The sequence below is a fragment of the Methylobacterium soli genome (assembly GCF_008806385.1).
Lineage (GTDB): Bacteria > Pseudomonadota > Alphaproteobacteria > Rhizobiales > Beijerinckiaceae > Methylobacterium > Methylobacterium soli.
This window is the reverse complement of the sequence record NZ_VZZK01000026.1, coordinates 1-20,387: the sequence shown is the minus strand read 5'-3', so window position 1 is coordinate 20,387 and position 20,387 is coordinate 1. Positions and strand designations below refer to the sequence as shown.

Genomic DNA, 20,387 nt, shown 5'->3' with positions numbered 1-20,387 from the left:
GCGGGTCCTATACCTCGTCGTCTGCACCGCCGAGGGCGCCGATGTTCTCCAGATCCATCCCTCACGACATCCTGGCCAGGCTTCAGGCCTTCGACAGCTCCTTCGCGGTCATCGAGTTCGCGCTCGACGGCACGATCCTGACCGCCAACGCGAATTTCCTGAAGACCATGGGCTACGGCCTCGACGAGATCCAGGGACGCCATCACCGGATCTTCGTCGAGCCGAACGAGGCCGCCTCCGGCGCCTACGCGGCGTTCTGGTCCGGGCTGCGCCGGGGCGAGCCGCAGGCCGGCGAGTTCCTGAGGCGGAACAAGAAGGGCGCGCCGATCTGGCTGGAGGCGATCTACAAGCCGCTCCTCGACCCCAAGGGCCATCCGAAGGGCGTGATCAAGTTCGCCACCGACATCACCGCCAAGACGATCGCGTCGAACCGCCTCATCAGCATGATCGACCGGATGCCGGTGGCCGTGATGACGGCCGACCCGGAGAACGATTTCCGCATCAACTATCTCAACACCACCTCCCGCACGACCCTGGCGCCGATCGAGCAGCACCTGCCGATCAAGATCGCCGACATGCTGGGCACCTCCTTCGACGTCTTCCACCAGACCCTGAAGTACCAGCGCTCGATGCTGGCCGATCCGAGCCGCCTGCCGCACCGGACCAGGATCCGGCTCGGCTCGGAGGTCCTGGAGCTGCAGGTCTCGGCCATCACCGGACCCGACGACAGCTATATCGGGCCGATGCTCACCTGGTCGATCGTCACCGGGCAGGTCCAGATGGCCTCGGAGGTCTCGCAGGTGGTCGAGATCGTTAACGCCGCCGCCCAGGAGATGCGGGACTCGGCCGAGGGGCTGACCCGCTCGGCCGGCGGGGCGCGGGAGCGCGCGGCCTCGGTGGCGGCGGGCTCCGAGCAGATGACCCGCGCGATCCAGGAGATCTCCGAGCGGGTCGGGCGCGTCTCCGAGCGGGCCCAGCAGATCGCCGCCCAGGCGGGCACGACGGACGCCACCATGCGGACGCTCTCGGAGAATGCCGGCCAGGTCGAGAACTTGGTCGGGATGATCAAGTCCATCGCCGACCAGACCAACCTGCTGGCGCTCAACGCCACCATCGAGGCGGCGCGGGCCGGCGAGGCGGGGCGGGGCTTCGCCGTGGTGGCGAGCGAGGTCAAGATCCTGGCCGCGCAGACCGCCAAGGCCACCGACGACATCACCCAGCAGGTCCTGGCCATCCAGAACGCCACCGGACGGGCCGTCGACACCATCCGGACCATCACCGGCGCGGTCGAGGAGCTGTCCCGGCTGACCGCGGCGATCGCCACCGCGGTCGAGGAGCAGGCGGCCTCCACGGTCGAGATGACCGACAATATCGGCGGGGTCTCCGCGGCCGCGCACGAGACCGGCAACCTCGCCGAGGCGGTCAAGGGCGTGGCCCTCAACCTCGCCCAGCGCGCCACGCAGCTGCACGGCAGCATCGAGGAGTTCCTCAAGGCCGGGTGAGCGGGCAGGGAGGCGACGGACAAGGGCGCGACGGACCGGGGCGCGACGGACGGGGGCGGAACCTCGGGCGCCCGAGCCCGGTTGCCGCACGGCCCGGCTTCGTGTCGGCCCCTCGGAGCCCCCCCCCGGAGACCTGACGCGTGATCCTCGCCACCCTGACCCGGCGGGCAGCGCCCGCCCTCGCCGTCCTGAGCCTCCTCGTCACGGCCGCCGCGGCCGAGCCGGCCGAGACCCGCTACAGCGGCACCATCGTGAGCCGCGACGACGACCTCCTGACGCTGCGCAGCCAAGCCGGCGCCGCCGTGACGATGCGGCTCTCGCGCCGCACGACGCTCCTCTCCGTGACGGATGCCAAGGTCCGCGACATCAAGCCCGAGAGCTATCTCGGCGCCCTCACGGTCCCGGCCTCCGGGGGCGGCCTGACGGCCCGGGAGGTGACCCTCTACGCGCCCTCGCTGCGGGGCTACCTCGCCGGGCACCGCCCCTGGGCGGAGAAGGGCGCCGAGACGCTGACGACGGGCTGGGTCGACGGCCTCTCGGGGGAGGACGCGCGCATGGTCACGCTCCGCTTCGAGGGCGGCACGCGCAGCGTCCGGGTCCCGGCGGATGCGCGCGTCACCCAGGCGGTGCCGGGCGAGAAGGCGCTCCTCGTCGAGGGGGCCGAGACGGTGGCGCAGGCCCATCCGGGCCGGAAGGGAGACCTCGAGGCCGACCTCGTCGTCGTCGGCCGCCGGGGGGCCGTCCCGGCCTTCTAGCGCGGCCGCGCATCGGGGATCCGGCGCGACGCGCGGCCCCCGGCCGGGATCGCGCCTCCACGTCGCCGGAACCGCATCGCGGTCTCGCGACCGGGCTGGGGCTCCACGGGTGGCGAAAGCGCGCTACATGCTGGCGCGATGCAGCCAGACTTCGCCCTCGACCCGCGCCTCGCCGCCGACACCGTCCTGGTGGGCGACCTCGCGCTCTCCTGTGTCCTCCTGATGGACGACGCCCGCTTCCCCTGGCTGATCCTGGTGCCGCGGCGCGCGGGCGCCAGCGAGATCACCGATCTCGGCGCGACCGACGCGGCCGATCTCTGGGACGAGATCCGGATCGCCGCCGGGGTGATGCAGGCGTTGTCGCGGCCCGACAAGGTCAATGTCGCGGCGCTCGGCAACGTGGTGGCGCAGCTCCATGTCCACGTGGTCGGGCGCTTCCGCTCCGATCCGGCCTGGCCCGGCCCGGTCTGGGGCCACGGCGAGCGCCGGCCCTACCCGGCCCATGCCCGCGCGCAGTTCGTCGAGCGCGCCGCCGCCCTGTTCGCGGCAGCCTGAGGCATGGCGCAGGATCCTCTCGCGGCGCTCGGCTACGCCCAGAGCCGGCTCCAGCGGCACTCGGCCGAGCAGGACGAATCCGCGGTGCCCAGCCCCGAGACCGCTGGCGCGCGCTTCGTGCTGCTCGCGGGCGACCGGGTCGTGCTGGCCCAACCGGGCAGCGCCGTCCTCGACGGGGCGGCGGCCGCGCGGGCGCCGGAGCGCGCCTTCACGCTGTTCCTCGGGCGCCTCGACGGCGCGCCCGTCTTCGCCGCCGCGATTCCCCCGGAGGCCGCGGACGGTTTCGAGGCGGATGCGGCCTTCCGCACCCTCGACCTGCGCGCGATCGCGGCCGAGGGCGCCGTGGCGGCCCACGAGCTCGGGCTGCTCGCCACCGCCAAGTCGCTGCTGGCCTGGCATGCCCGCCACGGCTTCTGCGCCAATTGCGGCACCGCCACGCGCCTGCGGGCCGGCGGCTTCCGGCGGGAATGCCCGACCTGCGAGGCGCACCATTTCCCCCGCACCGACCCGGTGGTGATCATGCTGATCCGCCGGGGCGATGCCTGCCTGCTGGGCCGCTCGCCGCGCTTCCGGGAGGGGATGTATTCCTGCCTCGCGGGCTTTCTCGAGCCCGGCGAGACCATCGAGGCGGCGGTGCGCCGCGAGAGCTTCGAGGAGACCGGCATCCGCATCGGCGCGGTGGCCTACCACGCCTCGCAGCCCTGGCCCTTCCCGTCCTCGCTGATGATCGGCTGCATCGCCGAGGCCGAGAGCGAGGCCATCACGATCGACCCGGTCGAGCTCGCCGATGCCCGCTGGTTCCCCCGCGACGAGCTCGCCGCCATGATGGCCGGCACCCACCCGGAGGGCTACGGCGTCCCCCCCGCCATGGCCATCGCCCACACCCTGATGCGCGCCTTCCTCGACCGGCGCGTGTGAGGCACGGGGGCAGGTCGGCGCGACGGCCCCCTCTCCCGTCCGGGAGAGGGTTGGATGCGCGCTGTCCGGAAAGGCCGCATCCCTCACCCGGCCGGCTCGCGCCGACTCGACCTCTCCCGGACGGGAGAGGTGGGGCGCGCGCGATCGGCAGCGATGCGGGAAGGGGTGTCAGTACCAGCCCTGACGGCGCGACAAGCCCCCTCTCCCGTCCGGGAGAGGGTTGGGGTGAGGGGTGCGCGTTGTCCGGAAAAGTCTCCCCCTCACCCGGTCGGCTCGCGCCGACTCGACCTCTCCCGGACGGGAGAGGTGGCGCGCGCGCGATCGGCAGCGCCGCGGGAAGGGGTGTCGAAACCGGCCCTGATGACGCGACGGGCCCCCTCTCCCGTGCGGGAGAGGGTTGGGGTGAGGGGTGCGCCCTCTCCGGAAAAGTCCCCCACCGTTCCGCGATCGCAAATTCGACCACGCCCGAACCGGGGCGATGAGGCGCGCCGCCGACGGTGGCGGGTCCCGGGTTCAGCTCCGTCAGATCTCCACCGCCCGGGTGCCCACCTCCGTTGGGTCGAAGGCGACGCTCTTGATGATGGCGTAGACGGGGAGACCCGGGGCGAGGCCGAGGTCGCGGACCGAGGCTCCGGTGAGGTGGGCGGCGAGCGCCACGCCGTTGCAGGCGATCTCGACCATCACGGCGGCGCCGCGCGCGTCGAGGGCGAGGATGCGGCCCGGCAGAACGTTGCGGGCACTGAGGCCCACGGGGGCGCGCGTCGCCACGAGCACGTCCCGGGCCGGAACCCGCACCCGCACCCGGGCGCCGACGGGCCGCGCGAGATGGGGCACCACGAGGGTCCCGGCGGGACCGGAGAGGCGCGTCAGGCCGCCATCCGGGTCCTGCGCGGCGACCGTCAGGTCGAGGATCGCGCCGGCCTCCCCCGCATGGGCGGGGAGCCGGTCGGCCCGGCGCAGCACCGCGTCGGCGGGTCCGGAGGCGGCGACGCGGCCCTCCTCCAGCACCACCACGGTGCCGGCCAGCCGCGCCACCTCCGCCACCGCGTGGCTGACATAGACGATCGGCACCCCGGCCTCGTCGCGCAGGCGCTCGATATAGGGCAGGATCTCGGCCTTGCGGGCCTCGTCGAGGGCCGCCAGGGGCTCGTCCATCAGGAGGAGGCGGGGCCTGGCCAGGAGCGCCCGTCCGATGGCGACGCGCTGGCGCTCGCCCCCCGACAGGCCCGCCGGCCGGCGCGCCAGGAGGTGCCCGATGCCGAGCATCTCCACCACCTGCGCGAGGTCGGCCGCGGGGCCCGGATGGCGGCGCGCGAAGAAGCGGCCATAGCCGAGATTGGCCCGGACGCTGAGATGGGGCAGCAGCCGCGCCTCTTGGAACACCGTGGCGATGCGGCGCCGGTGCGCCGGCACGTCGATGCCGCGCGCCGTGTCGAGCAGGACCTCGTCGCCGAGGGCGATGCGGCCGCGATCGGGCCGGCCGAGGCCCGCCAGCAGGCCGATGACGCTGGTCTTGCCCGAGCCCGAGCGGCCGAACAGGGCGGTGAGCCCCGGCCCGGCCGTGAAGGCGACGTCGAGGGAGAAGGCGCCGAGGCACCGGGCGAGCGCCACCGAGAGGGTCGGGGCCGGGCCGCTCACGCGGCGAGCCGGCGGCCGACGCGGCGCGCGAGCCATTCGGAGGCCAGGAGCGCCCCCATCGAGAGCACCACCGAGATCAGCGTCAGGCGCAGAGCCCCGCCCTCCCCGCCCGGGACCTGCGTCAGGGTGTAGATGGCGGAGGGCAGGGTCTGGGTCTCGCCCGGGATGTTCGACACGAAGGTGATGGTGGCGCCGAATTCCCCCATCGCCTTGGCGAAGGCCAGCACCGCGCCGGCCAGGATGCCGGGCAGGCTGAGGGGCAGCGTCACCGTGAGGAAGACCGCGAGCGGGGGCGCCCCGAGGGTGGCGGCGGCCTGTTCCAGCCCTCGGTCCACCGCCTCGATCGAGAGGCGCATGGCCCGCACCATCAGGGGAAACCCCATCACCGCGCAGGCGAGCGCCGCCCCGGTCCAGCGGAACGCGAAGACGATGCCGATCTCCGCGAGCCAGCCGCCGAGGAGGCCCTTGCGCCCGAAGGCGAGGAGCAGGAGGTAGCCGGTCACCACCGGCGGCAGGATCAGCGGCAGGTGCACCAGCCCGTCGAGGAGCGCGCGCCCCGGAAAGTCCCGCCGCGCCAGGAGCCAGGCCACCGCGAGGCCGGGGAGCAGGCTCGCCAGCATGGCGACGCCCGCCACCCGGAGGCTCAGGGCGACGGCGGTCCACTCGTCGGGGGTGAGGTCGAGCAAGGCGCTCAGAACTTCTCGCCCGCCCCGCCCAGCACCGTGAAGCCCTGGTGCTCGAAGAAGGGCCGGGCGGCCGGGCTCTTCAAGTAGGCCAGGAAGGCGCCGGCCTCGGGATTCTGCGAATCCTTGAGCAGCGCGACCGGGTAGACGATCGGCGGGTGGCTGTCGGGCGGGAAGGTCGCCACCACCCGCACGCTCGGGTCCGAGGCCGCGTCGGTGGCGTAGACGATGCCGAGCGGCGCCTCGCCCCGCGCCACGAGGAGGAGCGCCGCGCGCACGTTCTCGGCCTGGGCGAGCCGGTCCTTGACCCCGTCCCAGGCGCCGAGCGCCTGAAGGGCGGCCTTGCCGTACTTGCCGGCCGGCACCGCCTCGACATTGCCGACCGCCAGGCGCCCGCCGCCGAGCGCCGCCGCCAAGTCGAGGCCGGGCTTCAAGTCGAGACGGCGCGTCGAATCCGCCGGGGCCACCAGAACCAGGCTGTTGCGCAGCAGGTTGCTGCGGCTGCCGGGCCGGAGGCTGCCGGCCTTCTCGACCGCATCCATCCAGGCGAGGTCGGCGGAGATGAACAGGTCCGCCGGGGCGCCGGCCTCGATCTGCTTGGCGAGCGCGTTCGAGGCCGCGTAGGAGGCCTTGGCGCCGTGCCCGGTCTCGCGGCTCCACGCCGCGGCGGCCTCGTCCACCGCGTTCTTCAGGCTCGCGGCGGCGAAGATCAGGACGGGCGTCTCGGCGCGCGCCGCCGGCGCCCCGAGGCCGAGCGCGAGCGCGCCCGCGAGCCAGAACCGTCGCGTCATCGTCATGGGCCGAGCCTCGCGCCGTCGCCGGGCCGTCGGGCCTGGGCGGAATCCGGGCTGGATCATAGGGAGGCAGGCCGGGCGGACAAGCGCCCGTTTCCCGTCATCCGACGGGATTCCCGGTGCGAGCGCGCCCGCGCGGGTCCAGCAGTGCCGGCTCACCGCGTGTCGCTAGCGGGCGAGACCCTCGTCGCGGAGCGGTGCCTCCGCCGGCCGGCCCTCCTGCGGGCCCTCGGCGCGATGCAGGCGGCTCAGCAGGATCAGGAGCGGCCCCGGCAGCGGCGCGTCGAGCGCGTCGGCACCGAGCACGCTCGCGCGCCCCTGTCGGCGGCGGGAAGCCGATATCTGGCTGAGGACGACCGGAGCGCGACGACCGGAACGGCTTGATGTCATGACGCCAACACGAACCCACAGGAGCGAGCCGGCCGGACAACCGCGCGAAACCCTTCGCACCCGCGGGGCCATCCGGGCTTCCCTCAACCTCCGCGGGAAGCCCCACGGGGGAGAAGCCAGCGTGAACGCGGCTCCGATCTCCCGGTTCCAGCCGGGCTCGTGCCTATCCAACGATCACTATGCCGCATCGTTGTGCGATTGTGGGACGGTCGCGCCCGTGCTGGCGGCGCACCGCCGCGGGTGGTAGAGCGCGCCATGCTCGAAGGCCTCCCGCCCCATCGCCCGACCCACGTGCTGCGCCTCCTCACGGATGAGCGCTCGGCCCGCGCCATGACGGATCTCCTCGGCGAGATGTTCGACCCGACCGAGACCGCGGTCGCGGCCTTCGAGGCCGAGGACGGGGTGACGTGGCGCCTCGAGGCCTACTTCGCCGACGCCCCCGACGAGACCATGATCCGGGAGCTGATCCGCCCCGTGGTCGGCGCGCAGGCGGACGATGCCAGCTTCCAGACCATCGACCAGCAGGATTGGGTGCGGGCCTCCCTGGAGGGCCTGAAGCCGGTCCGGGCCGGGCGCTTCCTGGTCCACGGCGCCCATGACCGCGAGCAGGTGCGCCCCAACGACCTCGCCATCGAGATCGAGGCGGCCCTCGCCTTCGGCACCGGCCATCACGGCACCACGCTCGGCTGCCTGCGGGCACTGGCGGGCGTGCTGAAGCGGGGCCGCCCGGCCCGGGTGCTCGATGTCGGCACCGGCACCGGCATCCTCGCCTTCGCGGCGGCGCGCGCCCTCCACGCCCCCGCGCAAGCCCCCGTGATCGCCGGGGACCTCGACCCCGTGGCGGTCGTCACCGCCCGCGCCAATGCCCGTCTCAACGGCCTCGGGCCGCATCTGCGCCTCTACCAGGGCCCCGGCGTCGAGCATGCCCTCGCCCGGCGCCCGCGCCATTTCGAGGTGGTCTTCGCCAACATCCTGGCCCGCCCGCTGAAGCGCCTCGCCCCGTCTCTCACCGCGGTGGTGGCCGAGGGCGGCACGCTGATCCTGTCCGGCCTGATCGAGCGCGACGTCCCGGGCATCCTCTCCACCTACGGGCACCAGGGCTTCCGCCTCGCGCAGAAGGGCGTGATCGAGGGCTGGGCCACGCTGGTGCTCCGGCGCGGCGGCGCGGCGCCCCGCCCGCGCTGAGGAGGCGCGCCCCGGGCCGCCCGGTTGCCGGCGCGGGGCGCCCGACGTAACCCTTGCGCCATGACGCGCCGCCGCTTCCAGACCTTCGACGATCCGAGCCACCGCAAGGGCCCCGAGCGCGCCGCCGCGCTCCGGGCCGCCCTGCGCGAGGCGGGCCTCGACGGCTTCGTGGTGCCACGCGCCGACGAGCACCAATCGGAATACGTGCCGGCCCAGGCCGAGCGCCTCGCCTGGCTGACCGGCTTCACCGGATCGGCCGGCACCGCGATCGTGCTCACGGACCGGGCCGCCCTCTTCGTCGACGGGCGCTACACCCTCCAGGCCCCCGATCAGGTCGATACCGGTACCTTCGCGGTCGTGCCGATCGCGGCCACGACCCCCGAGGCCTGGCTCGCCGAGGCGCTGCAGCCCGGCGCCGTGCTCGGCTACGATCCCTGGCTGCACACGCCGGACGGCGTCGCCCGGCTGGAGCGGGCCGCCACCAAGGCCGGGGCGAGCCTGCGCCCGGTCGCCGCGAGCCCGGTCGACGCCGCCTGGGCCGGGCGGCCGAAGCCCCCCGCCGGCGCGGTCGCGGCGCATCCGCTCGACCTTTCCGGGGAGGAGGCGGCCCACAAGCTCGGGCGGATCCGCGCCGCCCTCGCGGAGGCCGGCATCGACGCGCTGGTGATCTCGGATCCCCACAACCTCGCCTGGGCCTTCAACCTGCGCGGCGCCGATATCGGCCACACGCCGCTGGCCCTGGGCTACGCCCTCCTGCCCCGCGAGGGGCGCGCCCGCCTGTTCCTCACCTCGCCCGCGCTGACGCCGGAGGCCCGCGCCGCCCTGGCGCCCCTGGCCGATGTCGCGCCCCGCGCGGAGTTCGCCGAGAGCCTCGGGGCCGAGGCGCGGGGCCGCATCCGCCTCGATGCCGCCACCGGGGCCGCCGCCCTGAAGGAGATCGTGGCGGGCGCGGGCGCCGTCGCGGATGTCGGCCCCGACCCGATCACCGCCATGAAGGCGGTGAAGAACGCCGCCGAGATCGCCGGCACCCGCGCCGCCCATCACCGCGACGGGCTCGCGGTGACCCGCTTCCTCGCCTGGCTCGACGCGGCGGCGGCGCGGGGCGACCTCGGCGAGATCGCGGCCGTCGAGGCGCTTGAGGATTTCCGGGCCGAGGGCGGGCTCCTGCGCGACGTCTCCTTCCCGACGATCTCGGGCTCGGGCCCCAACGGCGCCATCGTGCATTACCGGGTGACGCGGGCCACCGACCGGATCGTGCGGGAGGGCGAGCTGTTCCTGATCGATTCGGGGGCGCAATACGCCGACGGCACCACCGACATCACCCGCACGGTGGCGGTCGGCGCGCCGAGCCCGGAGATGCGCGACCGCTTCACCCGCGTGCTGAAGGGCCATCTGGCGATTGGCCGCGCGGTCTTCCCCGAGGGCACCACGGGGGCGCAGATCGACGCCCTCGCGCGCGTGCCCCTGTGGCAGGCGGGGCTCGATTTCGACCACGGCACCGGCCACGGCGTCGGCGCCTTCCTGTCGGTCCACGAGGGCCCGCAGCGCATCGCCAAGACCGGCACGGTGGCGCTCAAGGCCGGCATGATCCTGTCGAACGAGCCGGGCTACTACAAGGCGAACGCCTACGGCATCCGGATCGAGAACCTGATCCTGGTCGAGCCCCGCCCGATCCCCGGCGGCGAGCGCCCGATGCTCGGCTTCGAGACCCTGACGCTCGCCCCCTACGACCGCCGCCTGATCGCGACCGACCTCCTCGACGCGGGCGAGATCGCCTGGCTCGACGCCTACCACGCGCATCTGCGCGAGGTGCTCGGGCCGGATCTCGATGCCGGGACGCGGGCGTGGCTGGAGCGGGCGACGCGGCCGCTCGGCTGAAGGCGGGACGCCGCCCCGGATGCGTGGCGGCGGAGCCCCCTGCGACCGCGCTCCACGGGCCCCGCGGTTTCTCCCGGCCCGGAAACGCCATAAGGTTGCGCCAGCAGCGTAACCGCGCCCGCCCGGCGCGCGTAAGGGCCCGATGATCCGGCTTCTCTCCCTCCTCATCCTTCTCCTCGGGCTCACCGGCGCCGGGGCGCAGGGGCTGAAGGCGCCCGCCGATCTCGTGCGCGCGAGCCTGATCGCCGAGCCCGCCGCCCTGCGGGGGGGCGAGCCCTTCACCGTGGCCCTGCGCCTCGTGATGAAGCCCGGCTGGCACGTCTACTGGCGCAACCCGGGCGATTCCGGCCTGCCGCCGGAGGTGACCTGGACCCTGCCCGCCGGGTTCTCGGCCGGGCCGATCCAGTGGCCGGTGCCCGAGCGCATCCCAGTCGCGACCCTGATGAATTTCGGCTACGCGGACGAGGCCGTCCTGCTCGTCACGATGACGCCGCCGCCGAGCCTCGATCCGGCGGAGCCGGCGCGGCTGGCGGGCCAGCTCACCTATCTCGTCTGCGCGCAGGAATGCGTGCCGGGCTCGGCCGAGTTGCGCCTGACCCTGCCGGTGGCGGGCGCCGCCGCCGGGGCCGACCCCGCCAACGCGGCCCTGTTCGCGCGGGCGCGGGCGGCCCTGCCCGAGCCGGCGCCGGGGCCCGTGCGCCTCGCGAGCGCCGGCGACCGGCTCGTCCTCAGCCTCGACGCGCCCGATCTCGGGGCGGTCCGCACGGCGTCCTTCTTCCCCTATTCGGAGACGATCCTCGACAACGCCGCGCCCCAGGACCTCGCGGTCGACGCGCAGGGCCTGCGCCTGACCCTGACCCGCGCCACCCCGGCCGATCCGCCCCCGGCCGACCTGCCGGGCGTCCTCGCGATCGAGCGGGAGACCGAGGCCGGCCCGGTGCGGCAGGCCTTCGCCCTCGGGCAGGCCCCCGCCGTCGCGACCGGCGGCATCCCGGCCGCCGCGGAGCCGGCGCCGGCCAAAACACCCGCCTCGACGCCCGACGAGAGCCTGACCCTGTGGGGCGCGGCCGGGCTCGCTTTCCTGGGCGGTCTCCTCCTCAACCTGATGCCCTGCGTCTTCCCGGTCCTGTCGATCAAGGTCCTGAGCCTCGTGCGCCATTCGGGCGAGGGGCCGGGGCGGGTGCGCCTGCACGGCCTCGCCTACACGGCCGGGGTGCTGGCGGCCTTCATCGGGCTCGCCGGGCTGCTGATCGCCCTGAAGAGCGGCGGCGCGGGCATCGGCTGGGGCTTCCAGCTGCAATCCCCCATCGTGGTGGCGGGCCTCGCCTACCTGCTCTTCGGCATGGGCCTCAGCCTGTCGGGGGTGGTCCATCTCGGCTCCGGCCTCGCCGGGCTCGGCGACGGGCTGAGCCGCCGGGCCGGGCTCGAGGGCTCGTTCTTCACCGGAATGCTCGCCACCGTGGTGGCGACGCCCTGCACCGCGCCCTTCATGGGGGCGGCGGTGGGGTTCGCCCTGACCCAGTCGGCGGCGGCCGCCCTCGCGATCTTCGCGAGCCTCGGCCTCGGCCTCGCCTTGCCCTTCCTCCTGCTCACTCTGTTCCCGGGGGCCCTGCGCCGCCTGCCGCGCCCCGGCGCCTGGATGGAGACGCTCAAGGGCGTCCTCGCCTTCCCGGTCTACGCCACCGTGGCGTGGCTCGTCTGGGTCCTGTCCCAGCAGGTCGGGCCGGCGGGCCTGTTCTCCGCTCTGATCGGCCTCGTCCTGGTGGGCTTCGCCGCCTGGATTTGGGAGCGCGGGCGCCAGGCCCCGACCCTGACGGGCCGCCTCGCCCGCGGCCTCGCGGGGGCCGCCCTGGTGGCGGTGGGCGGGCTCACATTCACGCTCGATCACGACCGGGCCGCGGGCACGGTGGCGCAGCGCGCGGAGGGGATCGAGCCCTTCACGCAGGCCCGCCTCGACGCCCTGCGGGCGGAAGGCCGCCCGGTCTTCGTCAACCTGACGGCGGCGTGGTGCATCACCTGCCAGGTCAACGAGCGCACCGCCCTGGCGACCGAGGGCGTGCGCGCCGCCCTGAAGCTGCGCGGCGTCACCTATCTCAAGGGGGACTGGACCAACCAGAACCCCGAGATCACCCGCCTCCTCGAGCGCCACGGCCGCAGCGGCGTGCCGCTCTACCTCCTCTACGGCGCGGGCCCGGAGCCCGTGGTGCTGCCGCAGATCCTGACCCAGGGCACGGTCCTGTCGGCGCTGGAGCCGCTGGCGCCGGTCACGGACGGACGGAGCGCGGCCGCCGAGGCCGCCGCCAACAGGGATTAGGCGTCAGGACGGCTCTCCGAGCGTCTCCTCGACGAGGTGCGGATTCCGGTCGAGCAGGGCCAGGAGGACGCGCGCCGGGCCTTGTGGCTGCCGCCGCCGGTGCTCCCACTGGCGCAAGGTCGCGACCGGTACGCCGATGCTCGCGGCGAAGGCCGGCTGCGCCTTGCCGGTGCGCTTGCGGATACCGGCGACGTCGACGGTCTCGGGGACATGGACGACGAGGCCCGCCGGATCGTCACCCTTCGCATGGGCCTCGGCTTCGCGAAGGGCCGACAGGGCCCGCTCGAAGATGTCTCTCGCCATGGTTCGGTTGCTCCGCAGAGTCGGGCGCTGCCCAGACCGTGTCTTACGTCTCGGATCGCGATTGCCGCACTCCCCTGCCCTGGCCTGTGGGACAGACCTTCCGAATCCCGCCCGAACCGACGATCAAATCTCCGGCATCGGGCCGGACCGCCCGCGGGTTCGTCGGGGCACGCCGGCTCGCCGGAGACATCTCCTCGGCCTCCGCATCAATAGGGAAATCCGACGTCCCGGCGATGGTATGGCCCGGGGACCGCACAGTCACGATTTCGGTCGATGACGCACATGCGTCCAGGGCACAGCAACGGCTTTCGACCGGAACGCCGCGCCGCTTGACGCGGCGACCTCGGCCGTTCAGCACGCCTGCCATGCTCGCGCGCGCCACCTCCGGCTGGATCGTCTTCCGCAACGGCGATTTCCGCCTGTTCGGGGCTGCCCGCTTCCTCACCGGCCTCGCCTACCAGATGCAGGCGGTGGCGATCGGCTGGTTCGTCTACGATCTCACCCGCTCGGCCCTCGCCCTCGGGCTCGTCGGGCTCGCGAGCTTCCTGCCCGCGATGCTCTGCGCCCTGATCACCGGCCACGTGGCCGACACCTATGACCGGCGCCTCGTCGCGGCCCTGGCCTTCGGGGTGCAGGCGGCGGCGAGCCTCGCGCTGTTCGCGGTCGCGGAGTTCGGCACCGGGGCGGTCTGGCCCATCTACGCCCTGGTAATCGCGGTCGGCACCGCCCGCGCCTTCGCCAACCCGGCGCTCCAGGCCCTGCTGCCGACGCTCGTGCCCCGGGACCTGTTCGGCCCCGCCATCGCCTGGAACGCCTCCCTCTGGCAGAGCGCCTCGGTGCTCGGCCCGGCTTTGGGCGGCTTCCTCTACGCGCTCGGGCCCGCGGTGGTGTTCGGGGGCGCGGCCTTCAGCTTCGCGCTCGCCAGCGCCCTCGTGGCGGCGATCCGCTTCCGCCCCGCCCCCGTCACCGAGCGCCCGCCCGTGAGCTGGGCGACGCTCTCGGCCGGCATCGCCTATATCTGGGCGCAGCCCGTGGTGCTCGGCGCCATCAGCCTCGACCTCGTGGCGGTGCTGCTCGGGGGCGCCACGGCGCTGCTGCCGATCTTCGCCGCCGAGGTTTTGCATGTGGGCCCCCTCGGCCTCGGGGCCCTGCGCAGCATGCCGGCGGCGGGCGCCGTCCTGATGGCGATCTGGCTCGCCTACCGGCCGCTGCAGCGGCAGGCCGGGTTGCGGATGCTGCAGGCGGTCGCGGTGTTCGGGGCGGCGATCGCGGTGTTCGGCCTGTCGCGCTCGCTGGCGCTCTCCATGGCCTGCCTGTTCGTCACCGGGGCCGCCGACATGATCAGCGTCTACGTGCGCCAGACCTTCGTGCAGGGCGAGACCCCGGACGCCATGCGGGGCCGGGTCTCGGCCGTCAACACGGTCTTCATCGGCGCCTCGAACGAGCTCGGCGAGTTCGAATCCGGCACCCTCGCGGCGCTGATCGGCGCCGTGCCGGCGGTGGTGGCGGGGGGCCTCGCCACCGTGCTGGTGGCCCTCCTGTGGGGCCGCCTGTTCCCGGCCCTCAAGGCCCGCGACCGGCTCCTGACGCAGGCCTGACCGGCTGAACGCAGGCGCCCGACCCGGGTTGATCCAGGATCAGCGCCGCCGTGCCCGACCGCGCCGGCCCATCCGAGGAGACACCGGAATGTCGATCTTCGTCATCATCGTCGGACCGTGGTTCGTCCTGGCCGTGCTCGATTGGCTGCGGGTCCGGGGCCGCAAGCCGATCTGAGGCGGGGGCCCGGCCCCCGCCATCCCTGAGGCGGCGGGGTCCTACTTCCCCGACAGGAGCGGCGACCAGGTCGGGTCGGAGGCGTAGGAGGGCGTCGGCACCGGCTGCTCGACGCGGCCGGTGATGTCGACCATGTAGAGCTTGCCGCCGCCCTGGCCGCCCGGATCGCGGAAGAACAGCACGTACTGGCCGTTCGGCGCGAAGGTCGGGCCCTCGTTGTGGAAGCCCTCCGTCAGCACCCGCTCGCCCGAGCCGTCGGGCTTCATCACGCAGATGGCGAAGCCCCCCTTGCGCTGGCGCGTGAAGGCGATGAGGTCGCCGCGCGGCGACCAGGCCGGCTGCGAGGCGGAGCCCTCCCCGAAGGAGATCCGGTGCGGGTTCGAGCCGTCCGCGCCCATCACGTAGATCTGCTGCGAGCCGCCGCGATCGGATTCGAACACGATCTGCGCGCCGTCCGGCGCGTAGGTCGGCGAGGTGTCGATGGCCATGCCGCTGGTGATCGGGCGCTGCGCCTTGGAGGCGAGGTCCATGGTCACGATGTCGGCATTGCCGCCCTGCTGCACGCTCAGGACCAGGCGCCGCCCATCCGGCGAGAAGCGCGGGCTGGCGCTCATCGAATCGAAATTGCCCACCGCCTGGCGCGCGCCGGTCTCGAGGTTGATCACCTGGATGCGCGGCTGGTGGCCGGTGGCTTGCGCCATGAAGGCGATGTCCTGGGTGGCGGGCGAGTAGCGCGGCGCCACGATGGAATTCTCCCCCGTGGTCAGCGCCCGCACATTGGCGCCGTCCTGGTCCATCACCATCAGGCGCTTGCGCCGGTTCTCCTTGGGGCCCGACTCGTCCACGAAGGCGATGCGGCTGTCGAACCAGGGGCCGAGGCCGGTGATCTTGGTGTAGACCGCGTCCGAGACGAGGTGGCCGGTGCGGCGGGCATTGGCCGGGTCGGTGGCGTATTGCTGGCCCGTCATCTGCTGGCCCGACGTGACGTCCCAGAGGCGGAACTCGACCTTGAGCCGGCCCCCGCCATCGCGCGAGACGCGGCCCGTCACGAGGCCCTGCACCCCGGCCGCGCGCCATTTCTCGAAGCCCGGCGCCGCGTCGAAGGCGGGTGATTCGGGGAACTTTGCCTTGTCGAGGGGCGCGAAGTAGCCGGAGCGGCGCAGGTTGTTCGTCACCACGCTGGAGACGAGGCTGCCGAGGCTCGCATCGCCCGAGAAATCCGTCACGGCGATCGGCATCGGCTGGAAGGCGCCGCCGCCGATGCGCAGCTGCAGCTGCGCCAGGGCCGGGTTCAGGCCCGAAAACAGGGTGAGCGCGAGGGCGGCGAGCAGCGTCGCGACGGTGCGGCGCCGTGGGGACGGGCGATGAGGCATGGCTGTGGCTGATTTCCCGGGAAGGACTGAGCTGTCTGGGACGGGATGTCCCGGAGGAGCGGCCGCTACGCCGCCGAGAACTCGAACTCCGCGTTGATGGCTTTCCAGTCGTTGTAATAGGGCGCGTACTGGGCCGGGATCTTGTAGGGGGCACAACGCCGCACCGCCCGCAGCGCCGCCTGCGCGATCGACTGATCGACGCTGCTCGATCCGCCCCGCATGATCCGCGGCTCGGCCGCGAGCGAGCCGTTCTGGTTCAGGCGGATGTCGAGCATCGGCAGGACGACGCCCTGCGCGGCACCCGGCGGCGCCGAGTAGCACCGCTCGATCTGCTGCTGCAACATGCCGACCAGCGCGTCGCGCAAGGACGGCGACAGCTTCTGCGCCGTGCCGGTGGCCGCCCCCAGCGAGGCCGTGCGCTGGACCTCGTGGCCGGTGGCGCCGGTCGATTGCGAGGGCGCCTTCGAGGCGAGCATCTGCCGGATGTCGCCGGCGCTGAACTTGTCGGCGAGCTCGGCCTGCTTCTTCGCCTTAGCGTCGGCATCCGCCTTGGCCTTGGCATCCGCCATCGCCTTGGCCTTCGCCTTGGCGGCGGCCTCAGCCTTGGCCTTGGCGGCGGCCTCCGCCTTCTCGCGCTCGGCCTCCGCCTTCGCCTCGGCGAGCTCCTTCTGGCGCTCGGCCTCGGCGGCCTTGGCCTTCGCTTCGGCCTCCGCCTTCGCCTTGGACTCCGCCTCGGCCTTGGCGTCGGCCTTGGCTTTCGCCTCAGCCTTGGCTTTCGCCTCGGCCTTCGCTTTGGCGGCAGCCTCAGCCTTGGCCTTCGCCTCGGCGGCCTCGGCTTCGGCCTCCTGCTTCTCGATCAGCTTGTCGAGCTGCTCGCGCTTGGCGGCCTCGGCCTTCTCGGCCGCCGCCTTGGTAGCCTCAGCCTTGGCAGCCTCAGCCTTGGCCTCCGCCTTCTTGGCCTCCGCCTTCGCGGCGGCGGCGGCCTTGGCGGCCTCGGTCTTCTCGCGCTCGGCCTTCTCGGCCGCCCGCGCCCTGGCCTCCTCGGCGGGGTCCGGCTCGTTGGCCCGCAGCGGCATCTCGTCGGCGTTGGCGAGCTTCATGTCGGCGGTGCGGGTCGGGGCGGCGGGCGCGTCGCGCTTGGCGTTCTCGGGCTCGCGCTCCTCGACCGTGTCGGCCTTGCGGTCGGCGCGGGTCGCGGCGTTCGGCATCGGCTTGTCGGCGCTGCGCTCGCCCTTGGTGATCTCGGAGAACTGGTTCTCGGTGATCACCTCGACGGGCACGCCCTCCTGCGCCTCGGGCAGCACCTCGGTCGAGATGCCGACGAGGGCCAGCACCAGCACCGCGACGTGCACGCCGGCGGAGATCCAGACACCCGGTTCCCTGCGGTCGAAGGAGAACGCCACGGCGAAGGATCCGCTATCTCTGATCGGGCTCGGTGACGAGGGCGACCTTCTTGAAGCCGCCGCCGGTCACGATCGCCATCACCTGGGCCACCCGCCCGTAATCGACCCGCTTGTCGCCGCGCACGAAGACGCGCTCGTCGAAGCCGGCCTTGGCGGTCTCGGTGAGCTTGGGCACGATGGTGTCGTCGGTGAGCTCATCCTCGCCCAGGAAGATCTGGCCGCTCTGGCGGATCGAGAGCGTCACCGGCTTCGAGTCGGAATTGAGCGCGCTCGCCTTGGATTGCGGCAGGTCGAGGGGCACGCCGACGGTCATCATCGGGGCCGCCACCATGAAGACGATGAGCAGCACCAGCACGACGTCGATGAACGGCGTCATGTTGATCTCGTTGATGGCGCCGGTGCTGCGCCGGCCGCGCCGGCGACGCTTGCCGCCCTGCGCGGCTCCGTGGGCCATGCCCATGTGTCTCGTCCTCGTGTCTGGCGTTCAAGACCCCGGCGGGCGCCGTCAGGCGGCGACCGAGAGGCGCTCGTCGATCTGGCGGGAGAGGATGGCGGAGAATTCGTCGGCGAAGCCCTCGAGGCGCGATTGCTGCTTCGCCACGGTGGCCTGGAGCTTGTTGTAGGCGAGCACCGCCGGAATGGCCGCGAACAGCCCGATGGCGGTGGCAAACAGCGCCTCGGCGATGCCGGGCGCCACGACCGCCAGCGAGGTGTTCTTCGAGGCCGCGATCGACGTGAAGGCGGTCATGATGCCCCAGACCGTGCCGAACAGGCCGATATAGGGGCCGGCCGAGCCGATCGAGGCGAGGAACAGGAGGCGCGAATCGAGGCGCTCGACCTCGCGCTGGATGGTGACGTCGAGCACCTTGTCGATGCGCTGGCTGAGCGACTGAATCTGCCGGCCCGAGCCCTCGAAGGAGCGCTTCCACTCGCGCATCGCCGCGACGAACAGGGCGGCGAGGCCCGTGGCCGGGCGGTCGTTGAAGGAGCGGTAGAGCTCCTCCAGCGAGCGGCCGGACCAGAACGCATCCTCGAACGCGTCCATCTCGGCCTTGGTGCGGCGGAACAGCAGCGTCTTGTCGACGATGATCGACCAGCACCAGATCGAGGCGCCGAGCAGCCCCAGCATCACGAGCTTGACCACGAAATGGGCCTGCAGGAACAGGCCGAGCAGCGTCATGTCGGCGACGGGCGCCTGCGCCGCCTGCATGGCATCGGCTGGGTTCATGGCGAGATCCTCAAGTCCCCGGGCAGCCGCACCGCGTCGGCGGGCCGGTCCACGCGCTCCAGTCAGATCAACGAGCGATATCAAGGGGAATCGCGGTTGAATCTGTCGAAAGTAAGGGCCGAGCTTTACGGCTCCGCGTCCCAACTTGATCGAAGGAGTTAAGGGGTCGGCAGGGTTAAGGATTGGTTGCGATCGGCGCCGGGACGCGCAAGCGCGCGCCGCAGGGACTCGGGCAGGCGGATCGCCCGGCCCTCGCGCACGCAGGCCACCACCACCTCGGCGCGCACGAGCGCCTCCGCGCCGCGCCGCACCACCTGCGTCAGGTGCATGGACGCTCCGCGCAATTCGCGGGTGCCGGTGAGCACCGTGAGGGCGTCGTCCATGCGGGCGGGCCTGAGATAGTCGATCTCCATCCGGCGGACCACGAAGACGAGCCCGTCCGCGTCCCGGTGCAGGTCGGATTGGTCGCCGGCCAGCCCCCGCAGCAGCTCGGTGCGGCCACGCTCCATGAAGCGCAGGTAGCTCGCGTGGTAGACGAAGCCCGAGAAGTCGGTGTCCTCGTAATAGACCCGCACGGGCAGCGCGTGGGCGCCGGTCCAGTCGAACGCGATCACGCAGCGCTCATGAGCAGGCGCGACCGCATCGCGCGGACCGTCTCGGCATGGGCGTGTTCGGCGTCACGGGTCATGGTCACGCGGGGCTCGTTCATCACGCAGGGCTCGTTCGATGTCGCGCCCGGCGTACAGCACGCCGAGGACGAGGACGTCCGTGCCGCGCAGCGCGAAAGCGATGGTGGCACGGCGGCGGAACCCGATGATGCGCAAACCCGGACGGATGTCGTCCCGTCGACGGCCACGCTCGGGAAAGGTCGCGAAGCTCTCGCAATAGGCCACGATCGCTTCCGTGAAGGCGGCGGCCACGGCGACCCCCGCCTCGCCGGCGATATAGTGTCGAAGGGCGAAGAGATCATCCCGTGCCTCGGGGCTGAAAAGCACGCGATACGTCATCTGCCGGCTTCGGTGCTCGCGCTCCCCTCGCTCAGCAGGCGGCGCAGATCATCCGCCGCGATGGCGCCCGACGGGTCCCGCATCATCCGGTCGTAGGCGGGGCCGACCCGCGCGGTCAGCCAATCCTCGACGGCCTGATCCCGGTCGCGCAAAGCGGCAAGCCCGTCGCTGATCACCTCGCTGGCGCTGGCATACTCGCCGGCCGCGACCTTCTCGCGGACGAGGTCGGCCAGGTCGTCCGTGAGGGTCACGCTGAAGGATCGGCTGGCGGACATCCTGGGCTCCGGCACGTGGCTGCGGGCACAGCCTACCATAACGCTCTCGGACTTATCCCTCATCCTCATCGCCCGCGAACAACCGACCCTGGTCGCGCCGCGGCTCGGACTGGCCCATGTGCACGGGCAGGCCCATGTGCCGGAAGGCGTGGGGGGTGAGGACGCGGCCGCGGGGCGTGCGCTGCACGAAGCCCTTCTGGATCAGATAGGGCTCGATGATGTCCTCGATGGCGTCGCGCGGCTCCGAGAGCGCCGCCGCGATCGTCTCGATCCCCACCGGCCCGCCCCCGAACGAGCCCACGATCAGGCTCAGGTACTTGCGGTCCATCACGTCGAGACCCACCGGATCGACGTCGAGAAGCTGCAGCGCCCGGTCGGCGATCGCCCGCGTCACCACCGGCGCGTCGTCCACG

Annotated in this window: 21 protein-coding genes; 8 read left to right on the top strand and 13 right to left on the bottom strand. The window is 73.0% G+C overall.

Features of this window, described 5'->3' with window-relative positions:
• Positions 1-41: 41 nt before the first annotated feature.
• From F6X53_RS21385 to nudC, 4 genes are all read left to right on the top strand, one after another.
• Positions 42-1,502, top strand: a complete 1,461-nt coding sequence (locus tag F6X53_RS21385) for a methyl-accepting chemotaxis protein (RefSeq protein ID WP_151002384.1) — start codon at positions 42-44, stop codon at positions 1,500-1,502.
• 140 nt (positions 1,503-1,642) lie between these two features.
• Positions 1,643-2,257 carry a hypothetical protein gene (locus F6X53_RS21380; RefSeq protein ID WP_151002383.1) on the top strand — a complete coding sequence of 205 codons (615 nt, stop codon included), beginning with the start codon at positions 1,643-1,645 and terminating at the stop codon, positions 2,255-2,257.
• 138 nt (positions 2,258-2,395) lie between these two features.
• A complete protein-coding gene (locus F6X53_RS21375; protein WP_151002382.1) occupies positions 2,396-2,812 on the top strand; it encodes an HIT domain-containing protein in 417 nt (138 codons plus the stop codon).
• A 3-nt stretch (positions 2,813-2,815) separates the two neighbouring features.
• Positions 2,816-3,730 (top strand): NAD(+) diphosphatase, encoded by a 915-nt coding sequence (gene nudC, locus F6X53_RS21370; protein ID WP_151002381.1) that lies wholly within the window; start codon positions 2,816-2,818, stop codon positions 3,728-3,730.
• A gap of 522 nt (positions 3,731-4,252) precedes the next feature.
• On the opposite strand, the gene modC is transcribed toward nudC, so the two are convergent.
• The 4 genes from modC to F6X53_RS33265 all read right to left on the bottom strand — a co-directional run bounded on the left by modC (position 4,253) and on the right by F6X53_RS33265 (position 7,151).
• Complete coding sequence (modC, locus tag F6X53_RS21365; RefSeq protein WP_238296788.1) at positions 4,253-5,368, bottom strand: molybdenum ABC transporter ATP-binding protein; 1,116 nt, start codon at positions 5,366-5,368, stop codon at positions 4,253-4,255.
• Positions 5,365-6,054 carry a molybdate ABC transporter permease subunit gene (gene modB / locus F6X53_RS21360; RefSeq protein ID WP_151002379.1) on the bottom strand — a complete coding sequence of 230 codons (690 nt, stop codon included), beginning with the start codon at positions 6,052-6,054 and terminating at the stop codon, positions 5,365-5,367. Before modB ends, modC begins: the two co-directional genes overlap by 4 nt.
• A gap of 5 nt (positions 6,055-6,059) precedes the next feature.
• On the bottom strand, positions 6,060-6,848 hold the full coding sequence (gene modA / locus F6X53_RS21355) for a molybdate ABC transporter substrate-binding protein (RefSeq protein WP_151002378.1): 789 nt from the start codon (positions 6,846-6,848) through the stop codon (positions 6,060-6,062).
• A 165-nt stretch (positions 6,849-7,013) separates the two neighbouring features.
• Positions 7,014-7,151: a hypothetical protein gene (locus tag F6X53_RS33265; protein ID WP_238296789.1), complete on the bottom strand. Its 138-nt coding sequence runs from the start codon at positions 7,149-7,151 to the stop codon at positions 7,014-7,016.
• Positions 7,152-7,490: 339 nt separating this feature from the next.
• Between F6X53_RS33265 and F6X53_RS21345 the strand changes: the two genes are divergently transcribed.
• The 3 genes from F6X53_RS21345 (at position 7,491) to F6X53_RS21335 (ending at position 12,612) form a co-directional block, all read left to right on the top strand.
• A complete protein-coding gene (locus tag F6X53_RS21345) occupies positions 7,491-8,420 on the top strand; it encodes a 50S ribosomal protein L11 methyltransferase (protein ID WP_151002376.1) in 930 nt (309 codons plus the stop codon).
• 60 nt (positions 8,421-8,480) lie between these two features.
• Positions 8,481-10,298 carry an aminopeptidase P family protein gene (locus tag F6X53_RS21340; RefSeq protein ID WP_151002375.1) on the top strand — a complete coding sequence of 606 codons (1,818 nt, stop codon included), beginning with the start codon at positions 8,481-8,483 and terminating at the stop codon, positions 10,296-10,298.
• 142 nt (positions 10,299-10,440) lie between these two features.
• Positions 10,441-12,612 (top strand): protein-disulfide reductase DsbD family protein, encoded by a 2,172-nt coding sequence (locus F6X53_RS21335; RefSeq protein WP_151002374.1) that lies wholly within the window; start codon positions 10,441-10,443, stop codon positions 12,610-12,612.
• A 3-nt stretch (positions 12,613-12,615) separates the two neighbouring features.
• On the opposite strand, the gene F6X53_RS21330 is transcribed toward F6X53_RS21335, so the two are convergent.
• Positions 12,616-12,915 carry a helix-turn-helix domain-containing protein gene (locus F6X53_RS21330; RefSeq protein WP_151002373.1) on the bottom strand — a complete coding sequence of 100 codons (300 nt, stop codon included), beginning with the start codon at positions 12,913-12,915 and terminating at the stop codon, positions 12,616-12,618.
• A 365-nt stretch (positions 12,916-13,280) separates the two neighbouring features.
• Between F6X53_RS21330 and F6X53_RS21325 the strand changes: the two genes are divergently transcribed.
• Entirely contained in the window at positions 13,281-14,513 is a 1,233-nt protein-coding gene (locus F6X53_RS21325; protein ID WP_151002372.1) for an MFS transporter, read from the top strand.
• A gap of 216 nt (positions 14,514-14,729) precedes the next feature.
• Here the strand turns inward: F6X53_RS21325 and tolB are convergent, their stop codons facing one another.
• The 8 genes from tolB to F6X53_RS21285 form a co-directional block, all read right to left on the bottom strand.
• Positions 14,730-16,061: a Tol-Pal system beta propeller repeat protein TolB gene (gene tolB, locus F6X53_RS21320; protein WP_151002371.1), complete on the bottom strand. Its 1,332-nt coding sequence runs from the start codon at positions 16,059-16,061 to the stop codon at positions 14,730-14,732.
• 65 nt (positions 16,062-16,126) lie between these two features.
• Complete coding sequence (tolA, locus tag F6X53_RS21315; RefSeq protein WP_191970931.1) at positions 16,127-17,464, bottom strand: cell envelope integrity protein TolA; 1,338 nt, start codon at positions 17,462-17,464, stop codon at positions 16,127-16,129.
• Between the two features lie 13 nt (positions 17,465-17,477).
• Entirely contained in the window at positions 17,478-17,924 is a 447-nt protein-coding gene (locus tag F6X53_RS21310; RefSeq protein WP_151002369.1) for an ExbD/TolR family protein, read from the bottom strand.
• A gap of 45 nt (positions 17,925-17,969) precedes the next feature.
• The gene (gene tolQ / locus F6X53_RS21305) at positions 17,970-18,692 is read right to left on the bottom strand and encodes a protein TolQ (protein WP_151002368.1); all 723 of its coding nucleotides are present in this window, start codon (positions 18,690-18,692) and stop codon (positions 17,970-17,972) included.
• 158 nt (positions 18,693-18,850) lie between these two features.
• On the bottom strand, positions 18,851-19,306 hold the full coding sequence (gene ybgC / locus F6X53_RS21300) for a tol-pal system-associated acyl-CoA thioesterase (RefSeq protein WP_151002367.1): 456 nt from the start codon (positions 19,304-19,306) through the stop codon (positions 18,851-18,853).
• A gap of 63 nt (positions 19,307-19,369) precedes the next feature.
• Positions 19,370-19,699, bottom strand: a complete 330-nt coding sequence (locus F6X53_RS21295) for a type II toxin-antitoxin system RelE/ParE family toxin (protein WP_151002366.1) — start codon at positions 19,697-19,699, stop codon at positions 19,370-19,372.
• Entirely contained in the window at positions 19,696-19,974 is a 279-nt protein-coding gene (locus F6X53_RS21290; protein ID WP_151002365.1) for a ribbon-helix-helix domain-containing protein, read from the bottom strand. Before F6X53_RS21290 ends, F6X53_RS21295 begins: the two co-directional genes overlap by 4 nt.
• 52 nt (positions 19,975-20,026) lie before the next feature.
• The coding region (locus F6X53_RS21285) for a Holliday junction DNA helicase RuvB C-terminal domain-containing protein (RefSeq protein WP_280526049.1) at positions 20,027-20,387 on the bottom strand (361 nt) is incomplete at its 5' end.

Coding starts and splice junctions, on each gene's coding strand:
- F6X53_RS21385 (WP_151002384.1), top strand. CDS start 42: ATGTTCTCCAGATCCATCCCTCACGACATCCTGGCCAGGCTTCAGGCC.
- F6X53_RS21375 (WP_151002382.1), top strand. CDS start 2,396: ATGCAGCCAGACTTCGCCCTCGACCCGCGCCTCGCCGCCGACACCGTC.
- nudC (WP_151002381.1), top strand. CDS start 2,816: ATGGCGCAGGATCCTCTCGCGGCGCTCGGCTACGCCCAGAGCCGGCTC.
- modA (WP_151002378.1), bottom strand. CDS start 6,848: ATGACGATGACGCGACGGTTCTGGCTCGCGGGCGCGCTCGCGCTCGGC.
- F6X53_RS21345 (WP_151002376.1), top strand. CDS start 7,491: ATGCTCGAAGGCCTCCCGCCCCATCGCCCGACCCACGTGCTGCGCCTC.
- F6X53_RS21340 (WP_151002375.1), top strand. CDS start 8,481: ATGACGCGCCGCCGCTTCCAGACCTTCGACGATCCGAGCCACCGCAAG.
- F6X53_RS21335 (WP_151002374.1), top strand. CDS start 10,441: ATGATCCGGCTTCTCTCCCTCCTCATCCTTCTCCTCGGGCTCACCGGC.
- F6X53_RS21330 (WP_151002373.1), bottom strand. CDS start 12,915: ATGGCGAGAGACATCTTCGAGCGGGCCCTGTCGGCCCTTCGCGAAGCC.
- F6X53_RS21325 (WP_151002372.1), top strand. CDS start 13,281: ATGCTCGCGCGCGCCACCTCCGGCTGGATCGTCTTCCGCAACGGCGAT.
- tolB (WP_151002371.1), bottom strand. CDS start 16,061: ATGCCTCATCGCCCGTCCCCACGGCGCCGCACCGTCGCGACGCTGCTC.
- F6X53_RS21310 (WP_151002369.1), bottom strand. CDS start 17,924: ATGGGCATGGCCCACGGAGCCGCGCAGGGCGGCAAGCGTCGCCGGCGC.
- tolQ (WP_151002368.1), bottom strand. CDS start 18,692: ATGAACCCAGCCGATGCCATGCAGGCGGCGCAGGCGCCCGTCGCCGAC.
- F6X53_RS21295 (WP_151002366.1), bottom strand. CDS start 19,699: ATGACGTATCGCGTGCTTTTCAGCCCCGAGGCACGGGATGATCTCTTC.
- F6X53_RS21290 (WP_151002365.1), bottom strand. CDS start 19,974: ATGTCCGCCAGCCGATCCTTCAGCGTGACCCTCACGGACGACCTGGCC.